The following is a 22,547-nucleotide window of genomic DNA, read 5'->3' on the forward strand; positions in this document are numbered from 1 at the left end:
GCGGAGCCGGCAGTCTTAACGCCCTCTTGGCGCGGGTCACCCGCAGGCGGGGCTCAGAGCAGGAAGCGGCCGTCCGTCGGCCACTCCTCCTCCATCCTGGCCCGCAGGTCCTCCGCCGCCAGCCGGACCGCCTCGACCACGGAGTCCGCCAGGTCCTCGGGATGGTGGCGCATCGCGCTCGGGTCGATCGTCAGCGAACGCAGCAGGTCGGTAGGTGTGACGACGACGCTGACCAGCCCGTTGGAGCTCGCGCCCCGGCCGGCCAGCTCGCCCCGGACGTCCCCGGGCCTGGCGGCGGGTTCTGCTGGGATTCTCATGGGCGGCCTCCCCGCACGGCTGGCGGGCCGGAGCCGCGCGGACAGCCCCGCGGCCCCGACCCGTGACCGGCGACCTGTGAGGATCGGCTGGCCAGGTCCGAGTCAAACACGCCGGACGCGCCCGACTCCACGATCTTGACGGCGCCCCTACGCGTCGAGACGAAATCCCTACGCGGAGCCCTGCCCGACGTCGTGCGCCTCGGACCGCGTCGGAAGCCGCTGCCCGGGTGGCGGTGCCAGCCGGTAGCGCATCCGGCACACGATCGCGTCCGTGTCGCGGCGCACCGCCCGGTCGATCACGGAGCCGCGCTGGTTGCGCAGCACCCGTTCCCACAGGTGCTCCGGTTCGATCTCGGCGACCAGGACGAACACCCTGCGACGGGTACCGTGTTCCCGGATGAACTCCACCAGCGGCCGGCCCAGATCCCGGTGCGGGGCGTCGAGGAGCGCCAGGGAGACGTCGGGGTGCCACGCCTCCCACTCCTTGCGGAACAGCGCCATGTCGGCCGGCTCGTCCGGGTAGACGACCCGGACGGCAACGACCTCGTCGCCCAGGGACATGGCCGCGCTCAACGCCTCCTTGCTCAGCGCCGACACACTGTGCACCGGCACCACCACCAGCGAGGTACCGCCGCGCGGGGGTGCTGGGATCACGCCCACGCCGAGCCGCTCCCCCATCCGCCGGTACGCCGCGTGGATCCGCAGGAACCCGATGACCAGCAGCGGCAGCGCGACGGCGATGATCCAGCCGCCCTCGGTGAACTTGGCCACCAGGGTCACCACGGCCGCCACCGCCGTGAGGACCGCCCCGAACGCGTTGATCGCCACCTTCCACCGCCAGCCGGAGACCCGGTGGCCGAGCCAGTGCCGGACCATGCCGGTCTGCGCGATGGTGAAGCCGACGAACACCCCGATCGCGAACAACGGCACGAGGGTGTTCATGTCCCCGCCGGCCACCAGCAGGAACACCCCGGCGGCCACGGCCAGGACGACGACGCCGTACCGGTACACCTGGCGGTCGGCCCTGATCGCGAACACGTGCGGCAGGTAGTGGTCGGACGCCAGAAGCCGAGCGAGGACGGGCAGGCCACCGAAGGACGTGTTCGCGGCCAGGGCCAGGAGCACGACCGTGGACACCTGCACGGCGTAGAAGCCGATCCCGTGGCCGAGGGACGCGTTGGTCACCTGGGCGAGCACAGTGGTGCCCTCCACCGGCCGGATGTCGAACTTCGTGATCAGGACGGCCAGGCCGATCAGGAGCACGCCGAGGATGCCGCCGAGGGCGAGTTCGGTGTGCTGGGCCCGGCGCACCCGCGGGGTCTTGAAGGTCGGTACCGCGTTGGCGATGGCCTCCACCCCGGTCAGGGCCGCGCAGCCGCTGGCAAAGGCCCGCAGGAGCAGCAGCACCCCGACCGCCTGCACGGTACCGGCCTGGTCGAGGGGCGGGGCCGCCGGGGACTCACGGAACAGGCCGACGACGATGACGAGGACGACGGAGCCGACGAACAGGGCGGTGGGGGCCATGAAAGCCCGGGCGCTGTGCGCGATGCCCCGCAGGTTGATCGCGGTGATCAGGACCAGGATCGCCAGGCACAGCTCGACCGTGTAGGGCAGGAGCTGCGGGAACGCCGAGGTCAGTGCCGCGACCCCGGCGGCGATGGACACCGCGACGTTGAGGACGTAGTCGATCACCAGGGAGGCGGCGGCCGTGAGGCTGGTCGTGCGGCCGAGCTGGGACTTGGCCACGGCGTAGGCCCCGCCGCCGTCGGGGTAGGCGGCGATGACCTGCCGGTAGGAGAAGACCAGTACCGCCAGCAGGCCCGCGATGGCCAGGGTCACCGGCAGGGTGAAACCGAGGCCCGCGCCGCCCGCCGCGGCCAGGACAAGCACGATGGCCTCGGGGCCGTAGGCGACGGAGGCCATGGCGTCCAGGGACAGGGCCGACAGGCCGCCGAGCACGCCGAGCCGGTGCCGCTCAGCGGCGGGGAGTGACGGCGCGGGCGGGGTCCGTTCACCAGGGTCGACGGGGACCGAGGTCGTAGCGTTTGCCATACCGTCACGATGTGCCTGGTCGGGGCACTTCGCCAGAGTCCTTGACGCGATCTCTACGCCGCCGGGCCCATTCCTGACGCGGCCTTGACGGGTGGCCTACGGCTGGAAGCGGTACCCCATGCCCGGCTCCGTCAGCAGGTACCGCGGCCGGGCGTGGTCGGGTTCGAGCTTGCGCCGCAACTGGGCCATGTACTGGCGCAGGTAGTTGGTCTCGCTGCGATACGTCGGACCCCAGATCTCCTGGAGGAGCTGACGTTGGGTGACCAGAGCGCCGGGGCTGCTGACCAACAGCTCCAGCAGCTGCCACTCCGTCTTCGTCAGGTGCACGGAGTCCCCGGTGCCGTCCGCCGCCCGGATCGTGTGCAGGGCGAGGTCGACGGTGTACCGGCCGAGCCGTGCGGTCGTCGGTGTGTCCGTCGCGGACTGCCGGCGGTTGACGGCCCGGACCCGGGCGAGCAGTTCGTCGATGTTGAACGGCTTGGTGAGGTAGTCGTCGGCCCCGGCGTCCAGTGCCTCGATCTTGTCGACGCTGCCGGCCCGGCCGGACAGCACGATGATCGGCACGGGGCTCCAGGTGCGCAGCTGGCGGATCACGTCGACCCCGTCGATGTCGGGCAGGCCGAGGTCGAGGACGAGCAGGTCGGGCCGGTGCGACGCGGTCAGCCGCAACGCCTCGGCGCCGTCGGCCGCGGTGAGGACCTCGTGCTGGCGCGCGGTGAGGTTGATCCGCAGGGCGCGCAGGATCTGCGGTTCGTCGTCGACGATGAGGATGCGGGTCATGCGAGTCCTTCGGGAATGACGGCGGGCAGGCTCAGGGTCATGGTGAGCCCGCCGCCGGGGGTGGTCTCCGGGGTCAACGCGCCCCCCATGGCCTCGGCGAGGCCCCGGGACAGGGCCAGGCCCAGGCCGACGCCGGTGGCGTTGTCGCGGTCCCCGAGGCGTTGGAACGGCAGGAACACCCGGTCGCGGTCGGACTCGGGGATGCCGGGGCCGTGGTCGATGACCCGGATCTGGACCTGGCCGGCGTGCGTACTGGCGGTCACGATCGGCGGCTGGTGCGGTGGGCTGTGCCGCAGGGCGTTGGCGAGGACGTTGACGAGGATGCGTTCGACGAGGGCCGGGTCTGCGTACAGCTCGGGAAGGTCGTCGGGGAAGCGGACGGCCACGCCCAGGGACCGGACCCCGAGGTCGTCAACCGCCCGGGGGACGACCTCCCCCACGCTGACGGCCTCGATGTGCATGCCCAGCGCCCCGGCCTGCAGGCGGCTCATGTCCAGGAGGTTCTCCACGAGCCGGGCGAGGCGTTCGAGGGACTCGTCGGCGGTGGCGAGCAGTTCCTCGCGGTCTTCGTCGCTGAACTCCACCTCGGTGCTGCGCAGGCTGCTGACGGCGGCGGTCGCCGAGGCCAGCGGGGTACGCAGGTCGTGGCTGACGGCCCGCAACAGCGCCGTGCGCAGCCGGTCCACCTCGGCGAGGGGCTCTGCGGCGGCGGCGCGTTCGGCCAGCCGCTCCTGGCGCAGCGCGACCGCGGCCTGGGCGGCGAACGCCTCCACGATCCGCTGGTCGGCCGCCGCCAGCGGGTGGCCGCGCAGCACGAGGGCGAGCCGGTCGTCGACCGGTACGTCGACGTCGCCCTCGGCCGGGGTGGCGCACGGGGTGCCGCCGACCGTCGCGGCGACCTCCCAGGCGTCCGGGTCGCGTTGCCGGTCCGGGCCGGCCGGCAGGTCCGGTCGGGCTTCCAGCAGGGTGACGCTGGTGAGGTGGAAGGTCTCCAGGAGCTGTTCGAGTAGTGCCGTGAGCGGCCGGCCGCCGCGCAGTACGCTGCCGGCCACCGTGGACAGGGTCTCGGCCTCGGCGCGGGCCCGGGACGCCTGGATGGTGCGGCGTCCGGCCAGTTCCACGACGACCGCCACGGCGGCGGCCACCACCAGGAACACGACGAGGGCGAGGACGTTCTCCCGGTCGGAGATCGTCCACTCGTGGATCGGCGGCGTGAAGAACCAGTTGAGCAGCAACGAGGCGACGAGCGCTGCGACGAGCGCGGGCCACAGTCCGCCGACCAGCGCGATGGCCACCACGGCGGCGAGGAACAGCAGGATGTCACTGGGCAGGGTCAGCTGGTCACGGGCCGCGGTCAGCCCCCAGGTCATCAGCGGCAGCCCGAGGGCGGCGAGCAGGAACCCGGCGAGCCGGCGGCGGACCGACAGCGCCGGCCGGGGCACCCGGCGTAGGCGGGCGCGTTTGCTCTCCTCGTGGGTGACGAGGTGCACGTCGATGCCGCCGGACTCGGCGGTGGTGGTGACGCCGACGCCGGGGGAGAAGATCTGCGCGAACCGTCCGCGTCGGCTGGCGCCGAGGACCAGTTGGGTGGCGTTGACGCCCCGGGCGAAGTCGAGCAGGGCGGCGGGGATGTCGTCGCCGATCACCTGGTGGTACGTGCCGCCGATGTCCTCGAGCATGGTGCGCTGCCGGGCGAGGTGCGCGGGGTCGGCGCCGGTTAGGCCGTCGCTGCGGGTGACGTGTACGCCGAGCAGGTCGGAGCCCTTGGTGCGGTCGGCGATCCGGCCGGCGCGGCGGACGAGCGTCTCGCCCTCGGGGCCGCCGGTGAGCGCGACGACGACGCGCTCGCGGGTCTCCCAGGTCCGTTCGATGCCGTGCTCGGCGCGGTACCGGTCGAGTTGGTCGTCGACCTTGTCCGCGAGCCACAGCAGGGCCAGTTCGCGCAGGGCCGTCAGGTTGCCGGGGCGGAAGTAGTTGCCGAGTGCCGCGTCGACCTTGTCGGACTTGTAGATGTTGCCGTGCGCCATCCGCCGGCGCAGCGCCTCGGGGGTCATGTCCACGAGTTCGATCTGCTCGGCGGATCGCACGATCGAGTCGGGGATCGTCTCGCGCTGCACGATGCCGGTGATCTGTTCGACCACGTCGTTGAGGGACTCGATGTGCTGGATGTTCACCGTCGTGATCACGGAGATGCCAGCGTCGAGCAGGGCGGCGATGTCCTCCCACCGTTTGGTGTGCGCGGAGCCGGGCACGTTGGTGTGCGCCATCTCGTCCACGAGGGCCACCTCGGGCGCGCGGGCCAGAACCGCGTCGAGGTCCATCTCGGTGAACCGGGCCTCGCGGTAGGTCATGTGCCGGCGGGGCAGGACCTCCAGGCCCTCGACCATCGCCTCGGTGCGGGGCCGGCCGTGGGTCTCGACGTAGCCGACCACCACGTCCGTGCCCCGCGCGCTCCGGCGGTGGCCTTCTTCGAGCATCTTGTACGTCTTGCCCACGCCGGGGGCGGCCCCGAGGTAGACGCGTAACTGTCCGCGTGTCACGGCGCCGCCCCCTTCCCTTAACCCTTGACCGGGTGCTGCTTGTCCAGCGCCAGGTTCAACTCCAGCACGTTGACCACCGGCTCGCCCATGAAGCCCAGCGCGCGGCCGGTGGTGTGCTCGTCGACGAGCTTCTGGAGGGTCGCCGCGTCGACGTTGCGGGCCTTGGCGACCCGGGCGAGCTGGATTTTCGCGTACTCAGGGGTGATGTTCGGGTCGAGGCCGCTGCCGCTGGCGGTGACAGCGTCGGCCGGAACGGCAGGCTTGTCCGGTGCCGATCCGCGGATCGGGGTGACGATGCCCTTGGAGTAGTCCTCGCCGAACACGGCCAGCTCGACCCTGACGCCCTCGTATGTGTCGACGAACGGGTTGGCGCTGTCGTCCTTCTTCGCGGACTTGGCGTTCTCGTCGTAGGCCGACGCCGTCTCGTTCAGGCTGACCACCCGGGTGATCTTCCCGGTGAGGCCGTTCTCGCGGAACACGCCCAGTACCGCCCCGAGGCCGTCGGAGGTGCAGAACGGCCGTGCGCCGTCCACGCCCTCCAACTCGCCGACCGCCACGCTCCGCGCGCAGACCTGGCTGAGCAGCGCCGACTTGTACGGGTTGTACGCCGGGTTGTCCGACCCGTCGTCCAGGGTCGCCGAGTCGTCGACCGGCTTGCCCGGGTCCGGCAGGGTGTCGACGACCGACTCCGGCCCGAGGTTGGACGCGCTGGTCGCCGTCGGGTCGTATCCGTCGCCGGCCGCCGAGGGCCGGGACTGGAAGTAGTGCGGCAGCGGGTCGCCCTTGTCGTCGACGAACGCCTGGCCGATCAGGGTGCTGCCGACCGGCTTGCCGTCGCGTTCGACGATCGAGCCGTTCGCGTTGCCCCTCAGGCCCGGGATCTGGGCGACGGCGGTGATGAGCAGGGGGTACGCGATCCCGAGCACGACGGTGAACACCGCGAGCGCGCGGAGTGCCGCCAGGTGGGCGGAGATCCAGGTTGGAAGTCTCATGTCACATCCCCGGGAGGAACTGGACGAGCAGGTCGATGAGCTTGATGCCGACGAACGGGGCGACGATGCCGCCGAGGCCGTAGATCAGCAGGTTGCGGCCGAGCAGCTTCGACGCCCCGCCGGGGGTGTACTTCACGCCGCGCAGCGCCAGCGGGATGAGCGCGACGATGACGACGGCGTTGAAGACGACCGCCGACAGGATCGCCGACAGCGGGCTGTGCAGCCGCATGATGTTGAGGGCGTCGAGGCCCGGGTACACGGCGGCGAACATGGCCGGGATGATCGCGAAGTACTTGGCGATGTCGTTGGCGATCGAGAACGTGGTCAACGCGCCCCGGGTGATCAGCAGCTGCTTGCCGATCCCGACGATCTCGATCAGCTTCGTCGGGTCGGAGTCCAGGTCGACCATGTTGCCGGCCTCCTTCGCGGCCGACGTGCCCGTGTTCATCGCGACGCCGACGTCCGCCTGCGCCAGCGCGGGGGCGTCGTTCGTGCCGTCACCGGTCATGGCGACGAGACGGCCGCCCTCCTGCTCCTTCCTGATGTAGGCGAGCTTGTCCTCCGGGGTGGCCTCCGCGAGGAAGTCGTCCACGCCGGCCTCGTCGGCGATGGCCTTCGCGGTCAGCGGGTTGTCGCCGGTGATCATCACGGTGCGGATGCCCATCCGGCGCATCTCGTCGAACCGCTCGCGCATCCCGGCCTTGACCACGTCCTTGAGGTGGATCACCCCGAGGGTGCGGGCGTCGTGGCCCGGCCGGCACTCGGCGACCACCAGAGGGGTACCGCCGGAGCCGCTGATCGCGTCCACGGCCGCGCCGACCTCGTCGGTGGGGTGCCCGCCGTTGTCGCGGACCCACTTCATCACGGCCGAGGCCGCGCCCTTGCGGATCCGCCGTGTCCCGGTGTCCTCGGCCAGGTCGACCCCCGACATCCGGGTCTGCGCCGTGAACTCCACGAACGTCGCGTGGGTCATGATCCCCTCCTCGCGCGCCCGCAGCCCGTACCGGCTCTTGGCGAGCACCACCACGGAACGGCCCTCGGGCGTCTCGTCGGCCAGGCTGGACAACTGGGCGGCGTCGGCCATCTCCTCCGGGGAGACCCCCGCGACGGGTACGAAGTCGCTCGCCTGCCGGTTGCCGAGCGTGATCGTGCCCGTCTTGTCGAGCAGGAGGGTGTTCACGTCCCCGGCCGCCTCGACCGCCCGGCCGCTCATCGCGAGGACGTTGCGCTGGACGAGGCGGTCCATGCCCGCGATGCCGATCGCGGAGAGCAGCGCGCCGATCGTGGTCGGGATCAGGCACACCAGCAGCGAGACCAGCACGATGCCGGTGACGCCGTCGCCGTCGATGACGCCGGAGTCCAGGGCCGGGGAGCCGGCCTTGGCGAAGATGGCCAGGGGCTGCATGGTCGCGACCGCCATCAGGAAGATGATCGTCAGCGAGGCGAGCAGGATGTTCAGCGCGATCTCGTTGGGGGTCTTCTGCCGGCTGGCGCCCTCGACCAGGCTGATCATCCGGTCGATGAAGCTCTCGCCCGGCTTCTGGGTGATCCGCACGACGATCCGGTCGGACAACACCTTCGTGCCGCCGGTGACGGCGCTGCGGTCCCCGCCGGACTCCCGGATGACCGGGGCCGACTCTCCGGTGATCGCCGACTCGTCGACGCTGGCGATGCCCTCGACGACGTCACCGTCGCCCGGGATGGTCTGGCCGGCCTCCACGACCACGTGGTCGCCGAGCCGCAGCAGGTTCGCCGCCACCGACTCCTCGGTAGAGGTCGCGGCCCCGGGCTTCCAGCCCACCAGCCTGCGGGCCACCATGTCGGTCTTGGCCCGGCGCAGCGTGTCGGCCTGGGCCTTGCCCCGGCCCTCGGCCACCGCCTCGGCCAGGTTGGCGAAGACCACGGTCAACCAGAGCCAGATCGTGATCAGCCAGGCGAACACGCTCGGCTCCGTGATCGCCAGAACGGTGGTGAATACCGAACCGATCTCCACGATGAGCATGACCGGGTTGCGCCACAGGGTGCGCGGGTCAAGCTTGCGCAGCGCGTCCGGCAGGGACCGGTAGAGCTGTCTCGGGTCGAGGAGTCCGGAGGACACCCTGCTGGGCGCCCGCGGGGTCGATGCCGCGGCGACATCGTGTGCCATCTCAGTCCTTGTCATGTCTAGAACAGCCCCTCGGCGATGGGACCCAGCGCCAGGGCGGGGAGGAAGGTCAGGGCGACCAGCACCACGGTCACGCCCACGACCATGCCCACGAACAGCGGCCGGTGGGTGGGCAGCGTGCCGGCGGAGGCCGGGGTGGGCTTCTGCCGCGCGAGCGAACCGGCGAGGCCGAGTACGAAGATGATCGGCAGCAGGCGGCCGAGGACCATGGCCAGACCCAGCGCGGTGTTGTACCAGGGCGTGTTCACCGAGATGCCGGCGAACGCCGAACCGTTGTTGTTCGCGGCGGAACTGAACGCGTAGAGCACCTCGGAGAAGCCGTGCGGCCCGGAGTTGAGCATGCTCGCCCGCTGCTCCGGGGAGGACATGGCCAGCGCGGTGCCGACGAGCACGATGCAGGGCGTGACCAGGAAGTACAACGAGGCGAACTTGATCTCCCGCGCGCCGATCTTCTTGCCCAGGTACTCCGGTGTCCGCCCGACCATCAGGCCGGCGATGAACACGGTGAGGACCGCGAGCACGAGCATGCCGTAGAGGCCGGAGCCGGTGCCGCCGGGCGCGACCTCGCCGAGCTGCATGTTCAGCATCAGGATGCCGCCGCCGAGCGCGGAGTACGAGTCGTGGAAGGAGTCCACCGCGCCCGTCGAGGTCAGGGTCGTGGCCGCCGCGAAGGTCGCCGAGTTGGCCACCCCGAACCGGGTCTCCCGGCCCTCCATCGAGGACCCGACGGCCTGCGGGACCGTGCCCGGGGCGTGCGCCTCCAGCGCCATGACGCCGACGGTGCTGGCGACGGCGATGACGCCCATCACGGCCACGATCGCCAGGCCCTGGCGCTTGTCGCCGACCATCCGGCCGAACACCCGGGGCAGGCTGAACGGGATGAACAGGATCAGGAAGATCTGCAGCCAGTTCGTCCACGCCGTCGGGTTCTCGAACGGGTGCGCGGAGTTCGCGTTGTAGAAGCCGCCGCCGTTGGTGCCGAGGACCTTGATGACCTCCTGGCTCGCGACCGGGCCGCCCGGGACGTGCTGGGTCGCACCGGCGAGCGTCGTGACGTCGGTACCCGTCGAGAGGTTCTGGATCGTGCCGGCGGCGACGAGAACGATCGCGCCGATCACCGCGACGGGCAGCAGGATCCGCAGGCAGACCCGGGTCAGGTCCACCCAGAAGTTGCCCAGCGTGGCCGACCGGCTCCGCGCGAAGCCGCGCACCAGGGCCACGGCGACCGCGACGCCGACGGCGGCGGAGACGAAGTTCTGCACCGCCAGGCCCGACATCTGCACCAGGTGGCCCATGGTCGACTCACCGGAGTAGGACTGCCAGTTGGTGTTGGACATGAAGCTGATCGCGGTGTTCCACGCCTGGTCGCTCTTGACCGGCGGGAAGCCCAGGTTCAGCCACAGCTTGTCCTGCAGGCGCTGGAAGCCGTAGAGGAACAGCACCGACAGGAGGGAGAAGGCCAGCACGCTGCGGGCGTAGGTGCCCCAGGTCTGCTCCTTCGCCGGGTCGGCGCCGATGGCCCTGTAGACGCCGCGCTCGACCGCGTTGTGCCTCGTGCCGGTCAGGGCGCGGAACATGTGGTCGCCGAAGTACCGGTACGAGATCGCCAGGGCGGCGATCAGCGAGGCGACGAACAGCACGCCGGCTGTGGTCGTGTCCATCAGAAACGCTCCGGGAACAGGAGGGCAGCCACCAGGAACAGGGCCAGCCCGACAGCGAGGACCAGGCCGACGAGGTTGACAGCGTTCACAGCTTCTCGACCCCCCTGACCACCAGCGCCAGGACCGCGAACACGACCACGGTCAGCACCACGTACGCCAGATCAGGCACCGTGCTTCTCCACTTCGTCGGTTGTCCTTCTCGGCAGCCGCGGGACTGCCGGGTCGTTGACCCATGGCCGGGGCCGGCGCGGGCGGCGCACCGGTCGGTACGCCTCCCCCAGCCCCGTTGTCAATGCCAGCACAAGTGCTCCCAAACGCAACATATCGGTCAAGCCCATGATCGCGGCGACGAACGCGGAGGCGATGGGGGCCGAGCCGGGAGCGACGGTGATCCCCCACGGGATCTCCACCGGCTCCGCGGCCCAACCGCCCGACCTGACCCACACGACGACTCCCCGTGACCCGCTCGACCGCGATCGCCCTTCGACCGCGTCAGGAAGTAGAACCCCTGGCGAGACCCCGGACGAGAGGTCCATACGCGATCCCTACGGGCCGGCCCGCGATTTTGACGTTTTCACTACGGGGCCCTCGCCGGAATGCCTTCCAGTGGGAGGAAAACACTGATAGTGCGGCAATTAACCTGTCCGCGGATATGTCCGGCGTCAGGTGGGCATCGCCGAGGACCCGGCTCCCCTCACACCTCCGTGGGCGGAGTGGGCCGGCGTCAGGTGGAGGCTCCCGGAGCCGTACGCCCCGGCACCGTCCCGGTCAGTGCACGCTCACGACGACCTTGCCGAGGGCGTTCCCCTCGCCCACCCGGGCCAGCGCCTCGGGCACCTCGTCGAGGGTGAAGGTGCGGTCGATGTGGATGCGGAGATCACCGGCCACACAGAGCCCGGCCACCGGTTCGAAGTGCGTCGGTCCTTCCTTGACGGCGAGCACGCCCAGTCGGCGGTGCGTCAGCGCACCGATCACCGAGCCGACCGTCAGGACGCGCAGCAGCGCGCGCACCGATCCGCCCACACAGCGGTAGCGGCCGCCGGGGGCCAGTGCCCGGCGGTAGGCGAACACCGACCGGTGCGCGACCAGATCGAGGATGAGATCGTACGGCCCGCCGCGGGTGAAGTCCTCGCTGCGGTAGTCGATCACCGTGTCCGCGCCGACCGACCGCATGAAGTCGAGCTTGTCCGCGTTGTCGACGCCGGTCACCTCGGCGCCGAGTCGCCTGGCCAGCTGAATCGCGAACGAACCCGAACCTCCGCCGGCGCCGTTGATCAGGACCCGCCGCCCGGCCGCCGCGCCGTCGGTGCCCTGCCACGCGATGACACCGGCCTGCGGGATCGCCGACGCCTCAGCGAAGGTCAACGCCGGGGGCTTACGGGCCAGCGCCGCGTCGGGGACGACCGCGTACTCCGCGAAGCCGCCCTTGAGCATGAGGTTGTCGCCGTACACCTCGTCACCGGGCCGGAACCGGGAGCCGGTCGGGCCGACCGCCTCGACCCGGCCGGCGATGTCCGAGCCGAGGATCCGGCGCGCGGGGACGCGCAGCCCACCGACGCGCGAGTACAGCGGCGAGCCCCGCAGGGTCTCCCAGTCACTCAGGTTGACCGAGGTCGCCGCGACCTCGACGAGCACCTGCCCGACGCCCGGGGTCGGCCGGGGGACGTTCTCGATCCGCAGGACGTCGGGCGGCCCGTACCGGTCGTACACGACCGCTCTCATCGGCACACCCTAATCCCTCCGGGGCCCGGCCGCTCCCGTCATCACCCCATCGCCGTGTCGACTTCCCGTCCCGGGCCGGACCCGCCGACTCAGCGCCTCGCGGGAACGCACGCGGGTAGCCACCACCCGGCCGACGCGGCCCGCGGCTCCGCGACCTCGACGCGGCCCGCCTCCGCACCCGGCTCCGCGGCCTCGTCGCCACGGCGGCGGTTCGCTAGTCGTCCGCACCGGGTCCGGCGATCAGCAGCCCGTAGATCATGTCCAGGTAGCGGCGGTCCGGTGGGCCGTCCGGCGTGGTCCGACCGAGTTGGAGGTGTCCGAGGTAGAGGGCCACGCCCATCCGCCCGCGTCTCCGGGCTTCGGCGGCCGGGAACCCGAGTTCGGCGAACAGCTGGCTGACGTACCCGATCCGGCGTTCGGTCACCCTGCGGAGCACCGGCCCGACGGCGGGGTGCTCCGCGGTGGCGAGCAGGTTGGTCCCGATCCGGTCCTCCGCGGCGGTGGTGATCACCGTGTCGAGGAGCCTGCGGAGCCGGATCGCGGGGTCGGGCTCGGCCTCCAGGCCCGCGATCAGAGCCTCGGTGTGCCGGTTCTCCCAGCGGGCCAGGGCGGCGTCGATCAGCGCCTCGCGGTTGGCGAAGTGCCAGTAGAAGCTGCCCTTGGTGGTGCCGAGCCGGGCGGCGAGCGGCTCGACGGCGACAGCGGCCAGGCCGCCCTCGCCGATGGCACGCAGGGCGGCCTGGGCCCAGTCCTCGGCACTGAGCCGGGTGGTGCGGGTCACGGGGGCCTCCTTGGCCGGGAACCATACGCCAGCGTACTGTGCTGAACCATACGCAGGCGTATGGAGGTCGTGATGCGCAACGTCCACGAACGTTTCCTCGCAGCCCCGGTCAAGGCGGTCGACGCGCTGCTCGACAGGCTCGGATCCGACGCGGACCCGCTCTGGCCCACCCCGGCCTGGCCACCCCTCAGGCTCGACTGCGGCCAGAAGCCCGGCTCACGCGGCGGGCACGGACCGATCCGGTACGTCGTCGAGGTCCGCGAGCCGGGCCGGTTGCGCTGCCGCTTCGAGCCCGGCCCCGGCCTCGAGGGGCACCACGAGTTCAGCCTGGCGGCGGTCCCCGGTGGCTGTCTCGTGCGGCACGTCATCGAGGCCCGGCTCCGCGGTCGGGGGCGGCTGGCCTGGCCGTTGGCGATCCGATGGCTGCACGACGCGCTGCTGGAGGACCTGTTCGACAACGCCGAGCTGGCGGCGACCGGCCGCCCCGCGCGGCCCCGGCGGTGGCCGGCCCGGACGCGCTGGCTGCACCGGTACAGCTGGCCCCGGGCGGTGCCGGTGCCGATCCCCGAACGCGCGGCGCTGCTGCGGGCGGCGCTCCCGGGTCCGTACGGCCTGGCCGACGCGTGGCGGATCCCCAAGGGGCCGGGCCTGCCCGCCGAACCCGACGTCTGGGCGGCCGAGCTGTTCGGTCGGCAGCAGACCTCGCCCGGCTGGCTGATGCGGCTGCGCGACCGGCTCGTCGTGCTCGTCGGCATCGAACGGTCACGGCCCGACTCCTTCGCCCGACTGGCCGGCGGCCCCGGGGAGCACCTGCTGGGCAGCGACGCCGGACACCTCGACTTCCGGGCCTCGATCCTCGTCGAACCGGACGCGGTCACACTGTCCACCCTCGCCCGGGCGCACAACCTGCGGGGCCGGGTCTACCTGGCGGTGGTCCGTCGGGTGCACCCGTACGTCGTCCGCAGGATGCTGCGCGGCACCAGTCGGCGCCTGGCCCTGGGCGTGCCGGGCGCCGGCGGGCGGGAGCTGGACCGCACCCGCGCCTCCTGACCGGTCGGGGCGGGGTTGGTCAGCCGCGGTCGGCCGGTCGGCCCCGCTAGAAATTTCGATTCTCTTTTCGATGCGGTGAAACAGTCGACAGCCCGCTCCGCCCGCACTGCCTGCTGAACAGGGCAAACCCACGGGCATCGACATTCGAGCCGTCAGCCCGCGACGATGATTTTCACAGAATTGTCAGGGGCACAATCGACATATTGATCTTTTCTTCGCCCAGAGTCCATCATGGGTTGTCGATGCCATCACGCGACAGGGAGCCCCACCGGGCTCCGCCAGAAAGGCATCCCCTCCTGTCCCCGGGAACCCGCCCGACCGATCCCGAAACCCGTGATCGAACGGGCGGATCACCCGAGGAGCAGTAGCCGGACGTGCCGCCTCCCGGCCCGTCCGACCCGGCGTCGGAACTTTCCGGCCGACGCCGTCCCCTCACCTAGGAGTCCACTGTGTCCACGCTCTTCCGCAGGCTCGCCGGCGCGGCGCTGACCGCCGCCGTCATCGTCATGCTCCCCGTCGCCGCCAGTGCCACCGGCCCGACCGGGTACGGCTTCGCGCAACCCGCCCAGGCGGCGGGCGGCCCGACCGTCGTCGACAACCCCCAGGCCGCCGACGCGACCGCGCCCACCGCTCCCCGGGCCCAGGGAGCCCCGCGCGCCGCGGCCACCTGGTACTACCACATCGAGTCCTCGTGTCGCGGCTACGAGAGCTCCATCCGCAGAGGCGCCAACTACTGGGGCGGGGCCGTCGAGACCCAGTCGGGCGGCACGCCGGTGGGCTGCGTGAGCGGCTACGTCCAGGGCTGCGGCGGCGGCACCACGGTCGTGGGCTGCAACTGGAACATGGGCGGCAGGATCGCGCTCTCCTTCAGGGTCAACGACTTCGCCCTCCTGTCCGCGCACGAGTTCGGGCACAACTGGTACGGACACTCCGCTTCCGGGTGCATGAGCTGGCGCAGCGCGTACGAGGTCATGCGCACCCACAGCTGCTGACCGGGAGCTCCGAAACACCATCGGCGAACGCCGGCTCGGGTACCCGCGCGCGGGGCCCGGGCCGGTGCCTCGCGGTCCGCGACGCGGGCGTCAGCGCCCACTCCAGCGCGGCGGTCACTCTGTCGCCGACCCGAGCAACGCCCCCGCCGGCAGGCGAAGACGGTCCCCGCCCGAGGTGGCCGACCGGTCAGACTGACTAGCCGAAGGTGAGAGTGGTCAGGGCGGACTCGGCGGCTTCGATGCCGGGTCGGGCGGCCCCGACGAGGGCCACGACCAGAATGGCTTTCACGGTACCGCCGGTGTCGTCGACGCCGTAACGGACCCGGACGCCGTCCACGACGCAGGCGTACCAGGACAGTCCGGGAAGACCGGTCAGCGGTGCGGCGGGGGCGGCCCTACACCGGTGCTCGGTCAGGTTCTGCCGCAGAAAGTTCGCCGCCGGGCACCGGCCGCCCGCGCTCGCCGCGTGGAATGACCGCTCCGGCACGTTGGCGAAGACGACGGCGTTCCTCCTGTCGGCCGAGGTGATCGACCCGACCTCGCCGTCGGTGAGTTCGCACTGTCCCGGCAGCCAACCGGCCGGAACGGTGATCGTGGCCCGGTGCCCCACGGGTCGTCCCTCGGTGTGCGGGACCCGGGTCACGCCGGCGATCGCGGCCGTCACGATCACGCCGGCCGCGACGACCCCGGCGGCGTACCGGACCGGACCGCCGGCACGAGCCGGGCCGGTCGCAGCACCGCCCTTCCAGCCGGGTCCGACGGTCCGCGGCGCCGGCTCGATCTGGCACAACAGAGCGAAGGTCAGCGGAACGATCAGCAGGTTCCACTCGACTCTGGTGCTGTTGTCCCACAGGGCGACACCGGAGCCCGCCCCGATGGTGAAGGCCGCGAGACCGATGAGTGTGGCCCAGGTGGCCATCGCCAGTACCGACCTCCAGGCCGGCTTCTCGCGTTCCTCCCTGGTGTCGACGACGAATCTCCACAGCACCGGCAGGAGCACCAGCAGGACGGCGGCGGCCGTGGCGGGCGATCCGGACAGCAGCGCGTCGAGTCCGAACGCGGAGAGCGCCGCCCCGATCAGCGTCCGCGACAACAGCGGCGTACGGACCGGACGCACGCGGACCGCGATGATCAGCACGGCCACGCAGACGAGGACCACCAGGCGTTGCGGTGAGGACAGCAGGTCGCGGCCGGTGAACCCGTGCCCGAGGACGGCGATCTGCACGGCGCTCGGCAACGCCCAGACGACGAAGGCGATCCCGAAGATCGATCCGGTCGTGTGCCGGCGGTCCACGCGCAGGCTGAGCGCGGTCGCCAGCCCGACCAGCACGATCGCGACGAGGCCGCTGAACCGCCTGAGCTCCAGGGCCCAGTCCAGAGCCGTGCGCGCCCAGGTCCCGTCGAAGATCGGCCCGAGGATCAACTGGAGTAGCGACCCGGCCAGCAGGAGCACGGACGGGAGGCCCAGCCCGATGATCGCGGCGTTCACGGTGGCGCGCAACCTGCCGGCACCGACCGGGTGGCGCGACTCCCACCGCAGGACCGCGGCTCCGGCGGCTGCCGCGAGGGCGCAGTACAGCCATTGCCAGATCGAGCCGACCCGCCACAGCTCGCTCGCACCGACGACACCGAGATAGCCGAGCGACAGGACAGCGAGCAGCAGGAGCGCCGCACCGATCAGCACACCCCGCCGCCGCAGCAGGCGCAGCCGGGCGACTCTGCCTGCCAACGTGACCTGGGCACGCGCGAACTCCGCACCCGACAGCAGGATCAGCATGACCAGCCATCCGACGAGCCCCATCTCCGCGATCCCACTGAAGAACCTCAGCGCGGACGCGGACCGGGGCGCGGACAGGGTCGGCGCGACGTCCCGGTCCAGGCCGTCGGCGAGCTGGAACGGGATCTCGTTCGTGGCGTGGCTCGACAGGCACCAGACGACGGTCAGCACCCACAGCGGAAGGCTGATCAGGAAACCGGTCACCCGGTGGGTCAGCAGCCGGTCCGGCAGCAGGAGGACCACCGCGGGCACCAGGCTGGCCCCGATCATCAGCACCTGTGTCCATCCCGGCACGGGCTGCCAGCTGACCCGGAAGGACGGAAGTGCGCTGCTCACCTGCCCGACGGCGCGGGCCAGCCCGGTGGCGCCGTCCAGCACGCTGAAGCTGGCGCCGCAGGTCAGCAGGGCGATCGCCGCGAGCAGTGGCCGCGCGTTGCCGGCCACCGAGGCGGCGGTCGCCACCGCCCACGCCGCGAGGGCCAGCGACACGAGCATCAGCACGACGGCGGCGTCGGCGATCGGAGTGTTGCGGAACCGGACCTGAGGCTCGGTCGGGCCGATCTCGTAGACGCCCGCGACCAGTGCCAGGCAGGCCGCGATCAGCGAGGTGCGGACGAGCCCCGGCGCCGTCGTGATCCGCTCCCGCTCCGACGCCGCCGGCACACGGGACTTGACCTTGCCCCAGGGGCAGGGTTCGACGATGGTCCGCATGAACAACAACGCGCTGCACACCGTGGAAACCCGGATCCGCGAACAGGTCGCCGCCTACTGCGAGGCCGACAACGTGCCCGGCTTCGTCGCCGGCGTCCACCATGCCGGCCAGCAGGTCGTCGTCGCGCACGGCGTCGCCAACACCGCCACCGGCGCGCCGATGCGCGGGGACACCGGGTTCCTGTACGGTTCGGTCACCAAGGTCATGACCACCACCCTCGTCCTGCAGCAGGTCGAGCGGGGCGTGCTGGACCTCGACGCCCCGGTCGTGCGCTACCTGCCCGAGTTCACCCTGTCCGTGCCGGGCGCGGCGGACCGGATCCTGGTCCGGCACCTGATCGGCCACACCAACGGGATCGACGCGGACCTGTACTTCCCCGACGTCCGGGGCCGCGACGCCCTGAAGAGCTACGTCGAGGGCCTCGCGGGCGGCGGCGTCCTGTTCGAGCCGGGCGAGCAGCTCAGCTACTCCAACGGCGGCATGATCATCGCCGGTCGCCTGCTGGAGGTGGTGACCGGTCTGGCGTTCCCCGACCTGCTGGAGCGCGACGTCTACGCACCCGTCGGCATGACCGGGTCCAGCACCTCGGCGGAGCAGGCCATCCTGCGCGGTACCGCCGTCGGGCACTTCCTGGACCCCGAGACGATGGCGGCCCGGCCCACCGGCATGTTCACGCTGCCCGACACCTGGGGCCCGGCGGGCGGCACCCCGATCGGCACCGTCGCCGACCTGCTCGCCCTCGGACGCACCCACCTCGACGGTGGCGTGTCCCCCACCGGCACGCGGGTCCTGTCGGCGGAGTCGACCGCGCTGATGCGGCAGGTCTCCTTCGACATGGCCAGCCCCAACGTCCCGCCGATCGGCCTGGGGTGGGTGCTGTACCCGTTCGGCGACACCACCGTGCTGGCCATGTCGGGCGCCTCCCCCGGCGGCGTCTCCCTGCTGTGCGTCGTCCCCGAACACGACCTGGTCCTCGCCGCCTTCGGCAACACCCCCGGAGCGATCCTGCTGCAGGACCAGCTGCTGCGCTGGCTGCTCCGCGAACACCTCGGCGTCCAGATCCCCGCCCTGGTCACCGAGTCGGAAACCGATGTCGACCTCACCCCCTACGTGGGCACGTACCGTTCCGACCAGCTCCGGATCGACGTCAGCATCGTCGACGGCCAGCTCGAGGAGCGGATGAGCTACGAGCCGGCGGACGCCTCGCAGGAGCGGATCTTCACGGCCTTCGCCGGGGGCACGACCTCCGCCCCGCCGCAGCGCTACGTGCCGATCCGGCCCGGCCTGTTCGCGCCGGCCGGATACCCCTTGGAAACCTTCGACGGGTACCTGCGCCTGCTGCTCGTCTCCTTCCACGACCTCCGCGACGGCCGGGCGCGGTTCCGCAACGGCGGCGGCCGGCTGACCCGACGCGTCTCCGCGTGACCTGAACCGGGTGGCAGGATGGCTGACATGATCACGATTGGCAGGCTCGCGGACTACGCCGGAGTGACCATCAAGGCCATCCGCCACTACCACGAGCGCGGCCTGCTCCCCGAGCCCGACCGCGACGCGTCGGGCTACCGGCGGTACACCGCCCGGCACGCCGTCGACCTGGTCGAGATCCGGACGCTGGCCGGGGCCGGCGTACCCCTCGCGCGGGTCAGGGAACTTCTCGACGCCGACCCCGAAGCGCTCGCCGCGGCCATCACCGCCGTCGACCGCGACCTCCGGGACCGCATCGCCCAGCTGCGGCGCACCCGCGCGCAGCTCGCCCAGCTGCGCGGCGGCGACCAGCTCTTCGTCTCCCCCGACGTCGCCAGCTACCTCGACGGCCTGCGCGAACTCGGCGTCAGCGAACGCCAGCTCCAGCTCGAACGCGACGGCTGGATCCTGATGCGGACGGCCTCACCCGACGACGCCGCCGAGTGGGTCGCCGAGAAGCGCGGGCTCCTCACCGATCCCGGGTTCCGCGCCCTCTACCTCGACCACGACGCCGCCTTCGACTGGTCGCGGGACGACCCCCGCCTCCCCGGCCTCGCCGACCGGACCCGCGCCTGGTTCGCCACGCGGCACAGCGCGACGGAGACCCGGCCCGTGCACTACCCGGCCATCGCCCGCCTGGCGGCCCGGCCGGAGGCCTCGTCCCCGGCCTGGGACCGCCTCGCCCAACTCATGAAGGGCTGAGCCCAGGCCCGGGCCGACGGATACCGTCAGACGGTGACGATCCTCCGGTCCCTGCTCCTGTTCGTGCTGGCCGCCCTCGCCGAGATCGGCGGGGCGTGGCTGGTCTGGCAGGGTTGGCGCGAACACAAGGGCGCGCTGTGGATCGCCGCCGGGGTCGTGGCGCTCGGGGCGTACGGGTTCGTCGCCACCTTCCAGCCCGACGCGCACTTCGGCCGGATCCTGGCCGCCTACGGCGGGGTCTTCGTCGCCGGCTCCCTCGCCTGGGGCATGGTCGTGGACCGGTTCGAGCCGGACCGGTGGGACGTGACCGGCGCGGCGATCTGCCTCCTCGGCGTCGCCGTCATCATGTACGCACCCCGCGGGTGAGCCGGCACATCGGGAGAGAATGACAGCATGAAGGTCGAACTGCGCTCGGTGCCCGGCTGCCCCAACCTGCCCGCGGCCCGCGACACGCTGCGGGTCTGCCTGGCCGAGCTCGACCCGCCGGTCCCGTTCACCGAACTCGTCGGCGACTACCCGTCCCCCTCCGTCCTCGTCGACGGCACCGACGTCATGGGCACCACCGGCAGCGGCGCGGCCTGCCGACTGGACCTGCCCACGGCCGCGGCGGGCCACAGGATCGCCAGGACGGTCAGCGCGCGGTGGCGGAGGTGTCGAATCCCGGCACCCGATGGCCCTTCGGCGAACCGTTGATGCACAGATCGGCGGCGACCGTGCAGGTCACGCGCCGATCTGGTGGGTATGCGCTACCGTCTACGGCCGGAGCACGCTGGGGAGAGGAAGACATGAAGACCGGGTCAGAGTTCGCGATTCCGGCACGGGTGGATCTACCGGACCGCAACGGCGGGTCGGGGAGCCGGTTGAGCCGGTGGCTGCTGGAGCACCGGGTGCAGCCGGTCGGCCCGGAGGCCAGTGAGGACCACGCCGAGCCGCACGCCTGGTGGAAGGTCATGTGCCTCACGGGCGTCGACTACTTCTCCACCCTGTCCTACCTGCCCGGCATCGCCGCGCTCGCCGCCGGCGCCCTCTCGCCGCTGGCCACGCTGCTGATCGTGGCCCTGACCCTGTTCGGCATGCTGCCGATGTACCGGCGGGTCGCGCGGGAGAGCCCGCACGGGCAGGGCTCGGTGTCGATGCTGGAGAACCTGCTGCCGTTCTGGCGCGGCAAGATCTTCGTCCTGGTACTCCTCGGCTTCGTCGCCACCTCGTGGATCATCACGATCACCCTGTCCTCGGCCGACGCGACGGTGCACGCCCTGGAGAACCCGTACCTGCCCGGGTTCCTGCACGGGCACGCCGTACTCATCACGGTCGTGTTGCTGTTGATCCTGGGCGGGGTGTTCCTGCTCGGCTTCAGCGAGGCTGTCGGTGTCGCGATCCCCCTGGTCGCCGTCTTCCTGGCGCTCAACGCGGTCGTCGTGGTCGCCGGCGTCGTCCACCTGGTGGCGCACCCGGCGTCGCTGACCGCGTGGACCGACGCGCTCACGTCCACCGGCGGCGGGTTCGGCGGCATCGTCGGCCCGGCGATTCTCGCGTTCCCGCTGCTGGTCCTCGGCCTGTCCGGCTTCGAGACCGGCGTGAGCATGATGCCCCTGGTCGCCGCGGACGGCAAGACCGCCGCCGAGCGCCTCGAATCGCGGATCCGCAACACCCGCAAGCTGCTGACCACCGCCGCGCTGATCATGTCGGTGTACCTGATCGCCACCAGTTTCCTCACCACCGTGCTCATCCCGAAGGAGGCGTTCGCCAAGGGCGGCGAGGCCAACGGCCGGGCGATGGCGTACCTCGCCCACGAACTCCTCGGCGAGGGCCTGGGCACGGTCTACGACGTCAGCAGCATCGTGATCCTGTGGTTCGCCGGAGCGTCGGCCATGGCCGGCCTGATCAACATCGTGCCCCGCTACCTGCCCTCCTACGGCATGGCCCCCGAATGGGGCCGGGCGGTCCGGCCGGTGGTGATCGTCTACACCGTGATCAGCATCGGGATCACCATCGCGTTCGGCGCCGACGTCGACGCCCAGGCCGGCGCCTACGCCACCGGCATCCTCGCGATGATGGTCTCCGGCGCGGTCGCGGTCACCATCTCCGCCGCCCGCCGCCGCCAGGTCAAGGCCGCCGTCGCGTTCACCGCGTTGACGCTGATCCTGCTGTACGCGCTGGTGGAGAACGTCATCGAGGCGCCGTCCGGGATCGCGATCTCGGCGGTGTTCATCGCCGGCATCATCGTCGTGTCCCTGATCTCCCGGGTCACCCGCACCACCGAGCTGCGCGCCGACCGGATCGAGTTCGACGACGCCGCGCGCCGGTTCGTCACCGACTCGATCGCCCACGACGGCCAGCTCAACGTCATCGCGAACCGGCGCCAGGCCGGCGACCTCGCCGAGTACTCGGAGAAGGAGGGCGCGCAGCGCGGCATGAACCCCGTGCCGCACGCCGCCGACGTGCTGTTCCTCGAGATCGACGTGATCGACCCGTCCACGTTCAGCGACGTGCTCCGGGTCCGTGGTGTGGAAGTCGACGGGTACCGGGTGCTGCGCGCCGACAGCCCCGCCGCCCCCAACGCGATCGCCGCGATCCTGCTCGCGCTCCGCGACGCCACCGGGGTGCGGCCGCGCGCCTACTTCGAGTGGACGGAGGGCAACCCGCTCGGGCACCTGTTCCGCTACCTCATCCTCGGCCGGGGTGACACCGCGCCGGTCGTCCGCGAGATCATCCGGTCCAGCGAACCCGATCCGGCGCGGCGGCCCGGGATCCACGTCGGCGGCTGACCGGACCTCCGGCGGGGTGGATCCCGGGCGGGCGGAGGACCGGTTCGCGCCGTGGCCGAGGCCGGTCACGGTA

18 protein-coding genes are annotated in these 22,547 nt (G+C 71.7%); 7 read left to right on the forward strand and 11 right to left on the reverse strand.

Annotated elements, in window-relative coordinates:
- Positions 1-53: 53 nt before the first annotated feature.
- The 10 genes from PT931_RS09655 to PT931_RS09700 form a co-directional block, all read right to left on the reverse strand.
- On the reverse strand, positions 54-317 hold the full coding sequence (locus PT931_RS09655) for a YbaB/EbfC family nucleoid-associated protein (protein ID WP_456245361.1): 264 nt from the start codon (positions 315-317) through the stop codon (positions 54-56).
- Between the two features lie 168 nt (positions 318-485).
- Positions 486-2,369, reverse strand: a complete 1,884-nt coding sequence (locus tag PT931_RS09660; RefSeq protein WP_456245362.1) for an APC family permease — start codon at positions 2,367-2,369, stop codon at positions 486-488.
- Positions 2,370-2,465: 96 nt separating this feature from the next.
- The gene (locus PT931_RS09665; protein ID WP_456245363.1) at positions 2,466-3,149 is read right to left on the reverse strand and encodes a response regulator; all 684 of its coding nucleotides are present in this window, start codon (positions 3,147-3,149) and stop codon (positions 2,466-2,468) included.
- A complete protein-coding gene (locus PT931_RS09670; protein WP_456245364.1) occupies positions 3,146-5,689 on the reverse strand; it encodes a DUF4118 domain-containing protein in 2,544 nt (847 codons plus the stop codon). Before PT931_RS09670 ends, PT931_RS09665 begins: the two co-directional genes overlap by 4 nt.
- A 17-nt stretch (positions 5,690-5,706) precedes the next feature.
- Positions 5,707-6,681 carry a potassium-transporting ATPase subunit C gene (locus tag PT931_RS09675; RefSeq protein ID WP_456245365.1) on the reverse strand — a complete coding sequence of 325 codons (975 nt, stop codon included), beginning with the start codon at positions 6,679-6,681 and terminating at the stop codon, positions 5,707-5,709.
- 1 nt (position 6,682) lies between these two features.
- Entirely contained in the window at positions 6,683-8,827 is a 2,145-nt protein-coding gene (gene kdpB, locus PT931_RS09680) for a potassium-transporting ATPase subunit KdpB (protein ID WP_456245366.1), read from the reverse strand.
- A 17-nt stretch (positions 8,828-8,844) separates the two neighbouring features.
- Positions 8,845-10,506: a potassium-transporting ATPase subunit KdpA gene (gene kdpA, locus PT931_RS09685; RefSeq protein WP_456245367.1), complete on the reverse strand. Its 1,662-nt coding sequence runs from the start codon at positions 10,504-10,506 to the stop codon at positions 8,845-8,847.
- Positions 10,506-10,595, reverse strand: coding sequence for a K(+)-transporting ATPase subunit F (kdpF, locus tag PT931_RS09690; RefSeq protein ID WP_363723174.1), 90 nt, complete (start codon positions 10,593-10,595; stop codon positions 10,506-10,508). Before kdpF ends, kdpA begins: the two co-directional genes overlap by 1 nt.
- 679 nt (positions 10,596-11,274) lie before the next feature.
- Positions 11,275-12,228 (reverse strand): NAD(P)-dependent alcohol dehydrogenase, encoded by a 954-nt coding sequence (locus PT931_RS09695; protein ID WP_456245368.1) that lies wholly within the window; start codon positions 12,226-12,228, stop codon positions 11,275-11,277.
- Between the two features lie 214 nt (positions 12,229-12,442).
- Positions 12,443-13,009: a TetR/AcrR family transcriptional regulator gene (locus PT931_RS09700; protein ID WP_456245369.1), complete on the reverse strand. Its 567-nt coding sequence runs from the start codon at positions 13,007-13,009 to the stop codon at positions 12,443-12,445.
- Positions 13,010-13,081: 72 nt separating this feature from the next.
- Here PT931_RS09700 and PT931_RS09705 point away from each other — a divergent pair, with 72 nt between their 5' ends.
- Complete coding sequence (locus PT931_RS09705; RefSeq protein ID WP_456245370.1) at positions 13,082-14,059, forward strand: DUF2867 domain-containing protein; 978 nt, start codon at positions 13,082-13,084, stop codon at positions 14,057-14,059.
- Positions 14,060-14,508: 449 nt separating this feature from the next.
- Entirely contained in the window at positions 14,509-15,051 is a 543-nt protein-coding gene (locus PT931_RS09710) for a hypothetical protein (RefSeq protein WP_456245371.1), read from the forward strand.
- A gap of 196 nt (positions 15,052-15,247) precedes the next feature.
- On the opposite strand, the gene PT931_RS09715 is transcribed toward PT931_RS09710, so the two are convergent.
- A complete protein-coding gene (locus PT931_RS09715) occupies positions 15,248-17,539 on the reverse strand; it encodes a hypothetical protein (RefSeq protein WP_456245372.1) in 2,292 nt (763 codons plus the stop codon).
- Here PT931_RS09715 and PT931_RS09720 point away from each other — a divergent pair.
- The 5 genes from PT931_RS09720 (at position 17,538) to PT931_RS09740 (ending at position 22,474) form a co-directional block, all read left to right on the forward strand.
- The gene (locus tag PT931_RS09720; protein WP_456245373.1) at positions 17,538-18,965 is read left to right on the forward strand and encodes a serine hydrolase domain-containing protein; all 1,428 of its coding nucleotides are present in this window, start codon (positions 17,538-17,540) and stop codon (positions 18,963-18,965) included. The genes PT931_RS09715 and PT931_RS09720 overlap by 2 nt on opposite strands.
- Before the next feature lie 27 nt (positions 18,966-18,992).
- A complete protein-coding gene (locus PT931_RS09725; RefSeq protein WP_456245374.1) occupies positions 18,993-19,706 on the forward strand; it encodes a MerR family transcriptional regulator in 714 nt (237 codons plus the stop codon).
- A gap of 33 nt (positions 19,707-19,739) precedes the next feature.
- A complete protein-coding gene (locus PT931_RS09730; RefSeq protein WP_456245375.1) occupies positions 19,740-20,072 on the forward strand; it encodes a YnfA family protein in 333 nt (110 codons plus the stop codon).
- A 27-nt stretch (positions 20,073-20,099) separates the two neighbouring features.
- Complete coding sequence (locus PT931_RS09735) at positions 20,100-20,399, forward strand: hypothetical protein (protein ID WP_456245376.1); 300 nt, start codon at positions 20,100-20,102, stop codon at positions 20,397-20,399.
- A gap of 92 nt (positions 20,400-20,491) precedes the next feature.
- Positions 20,492-22,474: an amino acid transporter gene (locus PT931_RS09740; RefSeq protein WP_456245377.1), complete on the forward strand. Its 1,983-nt coding sequence runs from the start codon at positions 20,492-20,494 to the stop codon at positions 22,472-22,474.
- The last annotated feature ends 73 nt before the right edge of the window (positions 22,475-22,547 follow it).

Source organism: Longispora urticae (genome assembly GCF_053902585.1).

Coding starts and splice junctions, on each gene's coding strand:
- PT931_RS09740 (WP_456245377.1), top strand. CDS start 20,492: ATGAAGACCGGGTCAGAGTTCGCGATTCCGGCACGGGTGGATCTACCG.
- PT931_RS09705 (WP_456245370.1), top strand. CDS start 13,082: ATGCGCAACGTCCACGAACGTTTCCTCGCAGCCCCGGTCAAGGCGGTC.
- kdpB (WP_456245366.1), bottom strand. CDS start 8,827: ATGGCACACGATGTCGCCGCGGCATCGACCCCGCGGGCGCCCAGCAGG.
- PT931_RS09735 (WP_456245376.1), top strand. CDS start 20,100: ATGAAGGTCGAACTGCGCTCGGTGCCCGGCTGCCCCAACCTGCCCGCG.
- PT931_RS09665 (WP_456245363.1), bottom strand. CDS start 3,149: ATGACCCGCATCCTCATCGTCGACGACGAACCGCAGATCCTGCGCGCC.
- PT931_RS09715 (WP_456245372.1), bottom strand. CDS start 17,539: ATGCGGACCATCGTCGAACCCTGCCCCTGGGGCAAGGTCAAGTCCCGT.
- kdpA (WP_456245367.1), bottom strand. CDS start 10,506: ATGGACACGACCACAGCCGGCGTGCTGTTCGTCGCCTCGCTGATCGCC.
- PT931_RS09660 (WP_456245362.1), bottom strand. CDS start 2,369: ATGGCAAACGCTACGACCTCGGTCCCCGTCGACCCTGGTGAACGGACC.
- PT931_RS09725 (WP_456245374.1), top strand. CDS start 18,993: ATGATCACGATTGGCAGGCTCGCGGACTACGCCGGAGTGACCATCAAG.
- PT931_RS09720 (WP_456245373.1), top strand. CDS start 17,538: ATGAACAACAACGCGCTGCACACCGTGGAAACCCGGATCCGCGAACAG.
- PT931_RS09695 (WP_456245368.1), bottom strand. CDS start 12,228: ATGAGAGCGGTCGTGTACGACCGGTACGGGCCGCCCGACGTCCTGCGG.
- PT931_RS09655 (WP_456245361.1), bottom strand. CDS start 317: ATGAGAATCCCAGCAGAACCCGCCGCCAGGCCCGGGGACGTCCGGGGC.
- PT931_RS09675 (WP_456245365.1), bottom strand. CDS start 6,681: ATGAGACTTCCAACCTGGATCTCCGCCCACCTGGCGGCACTCCGCGCG.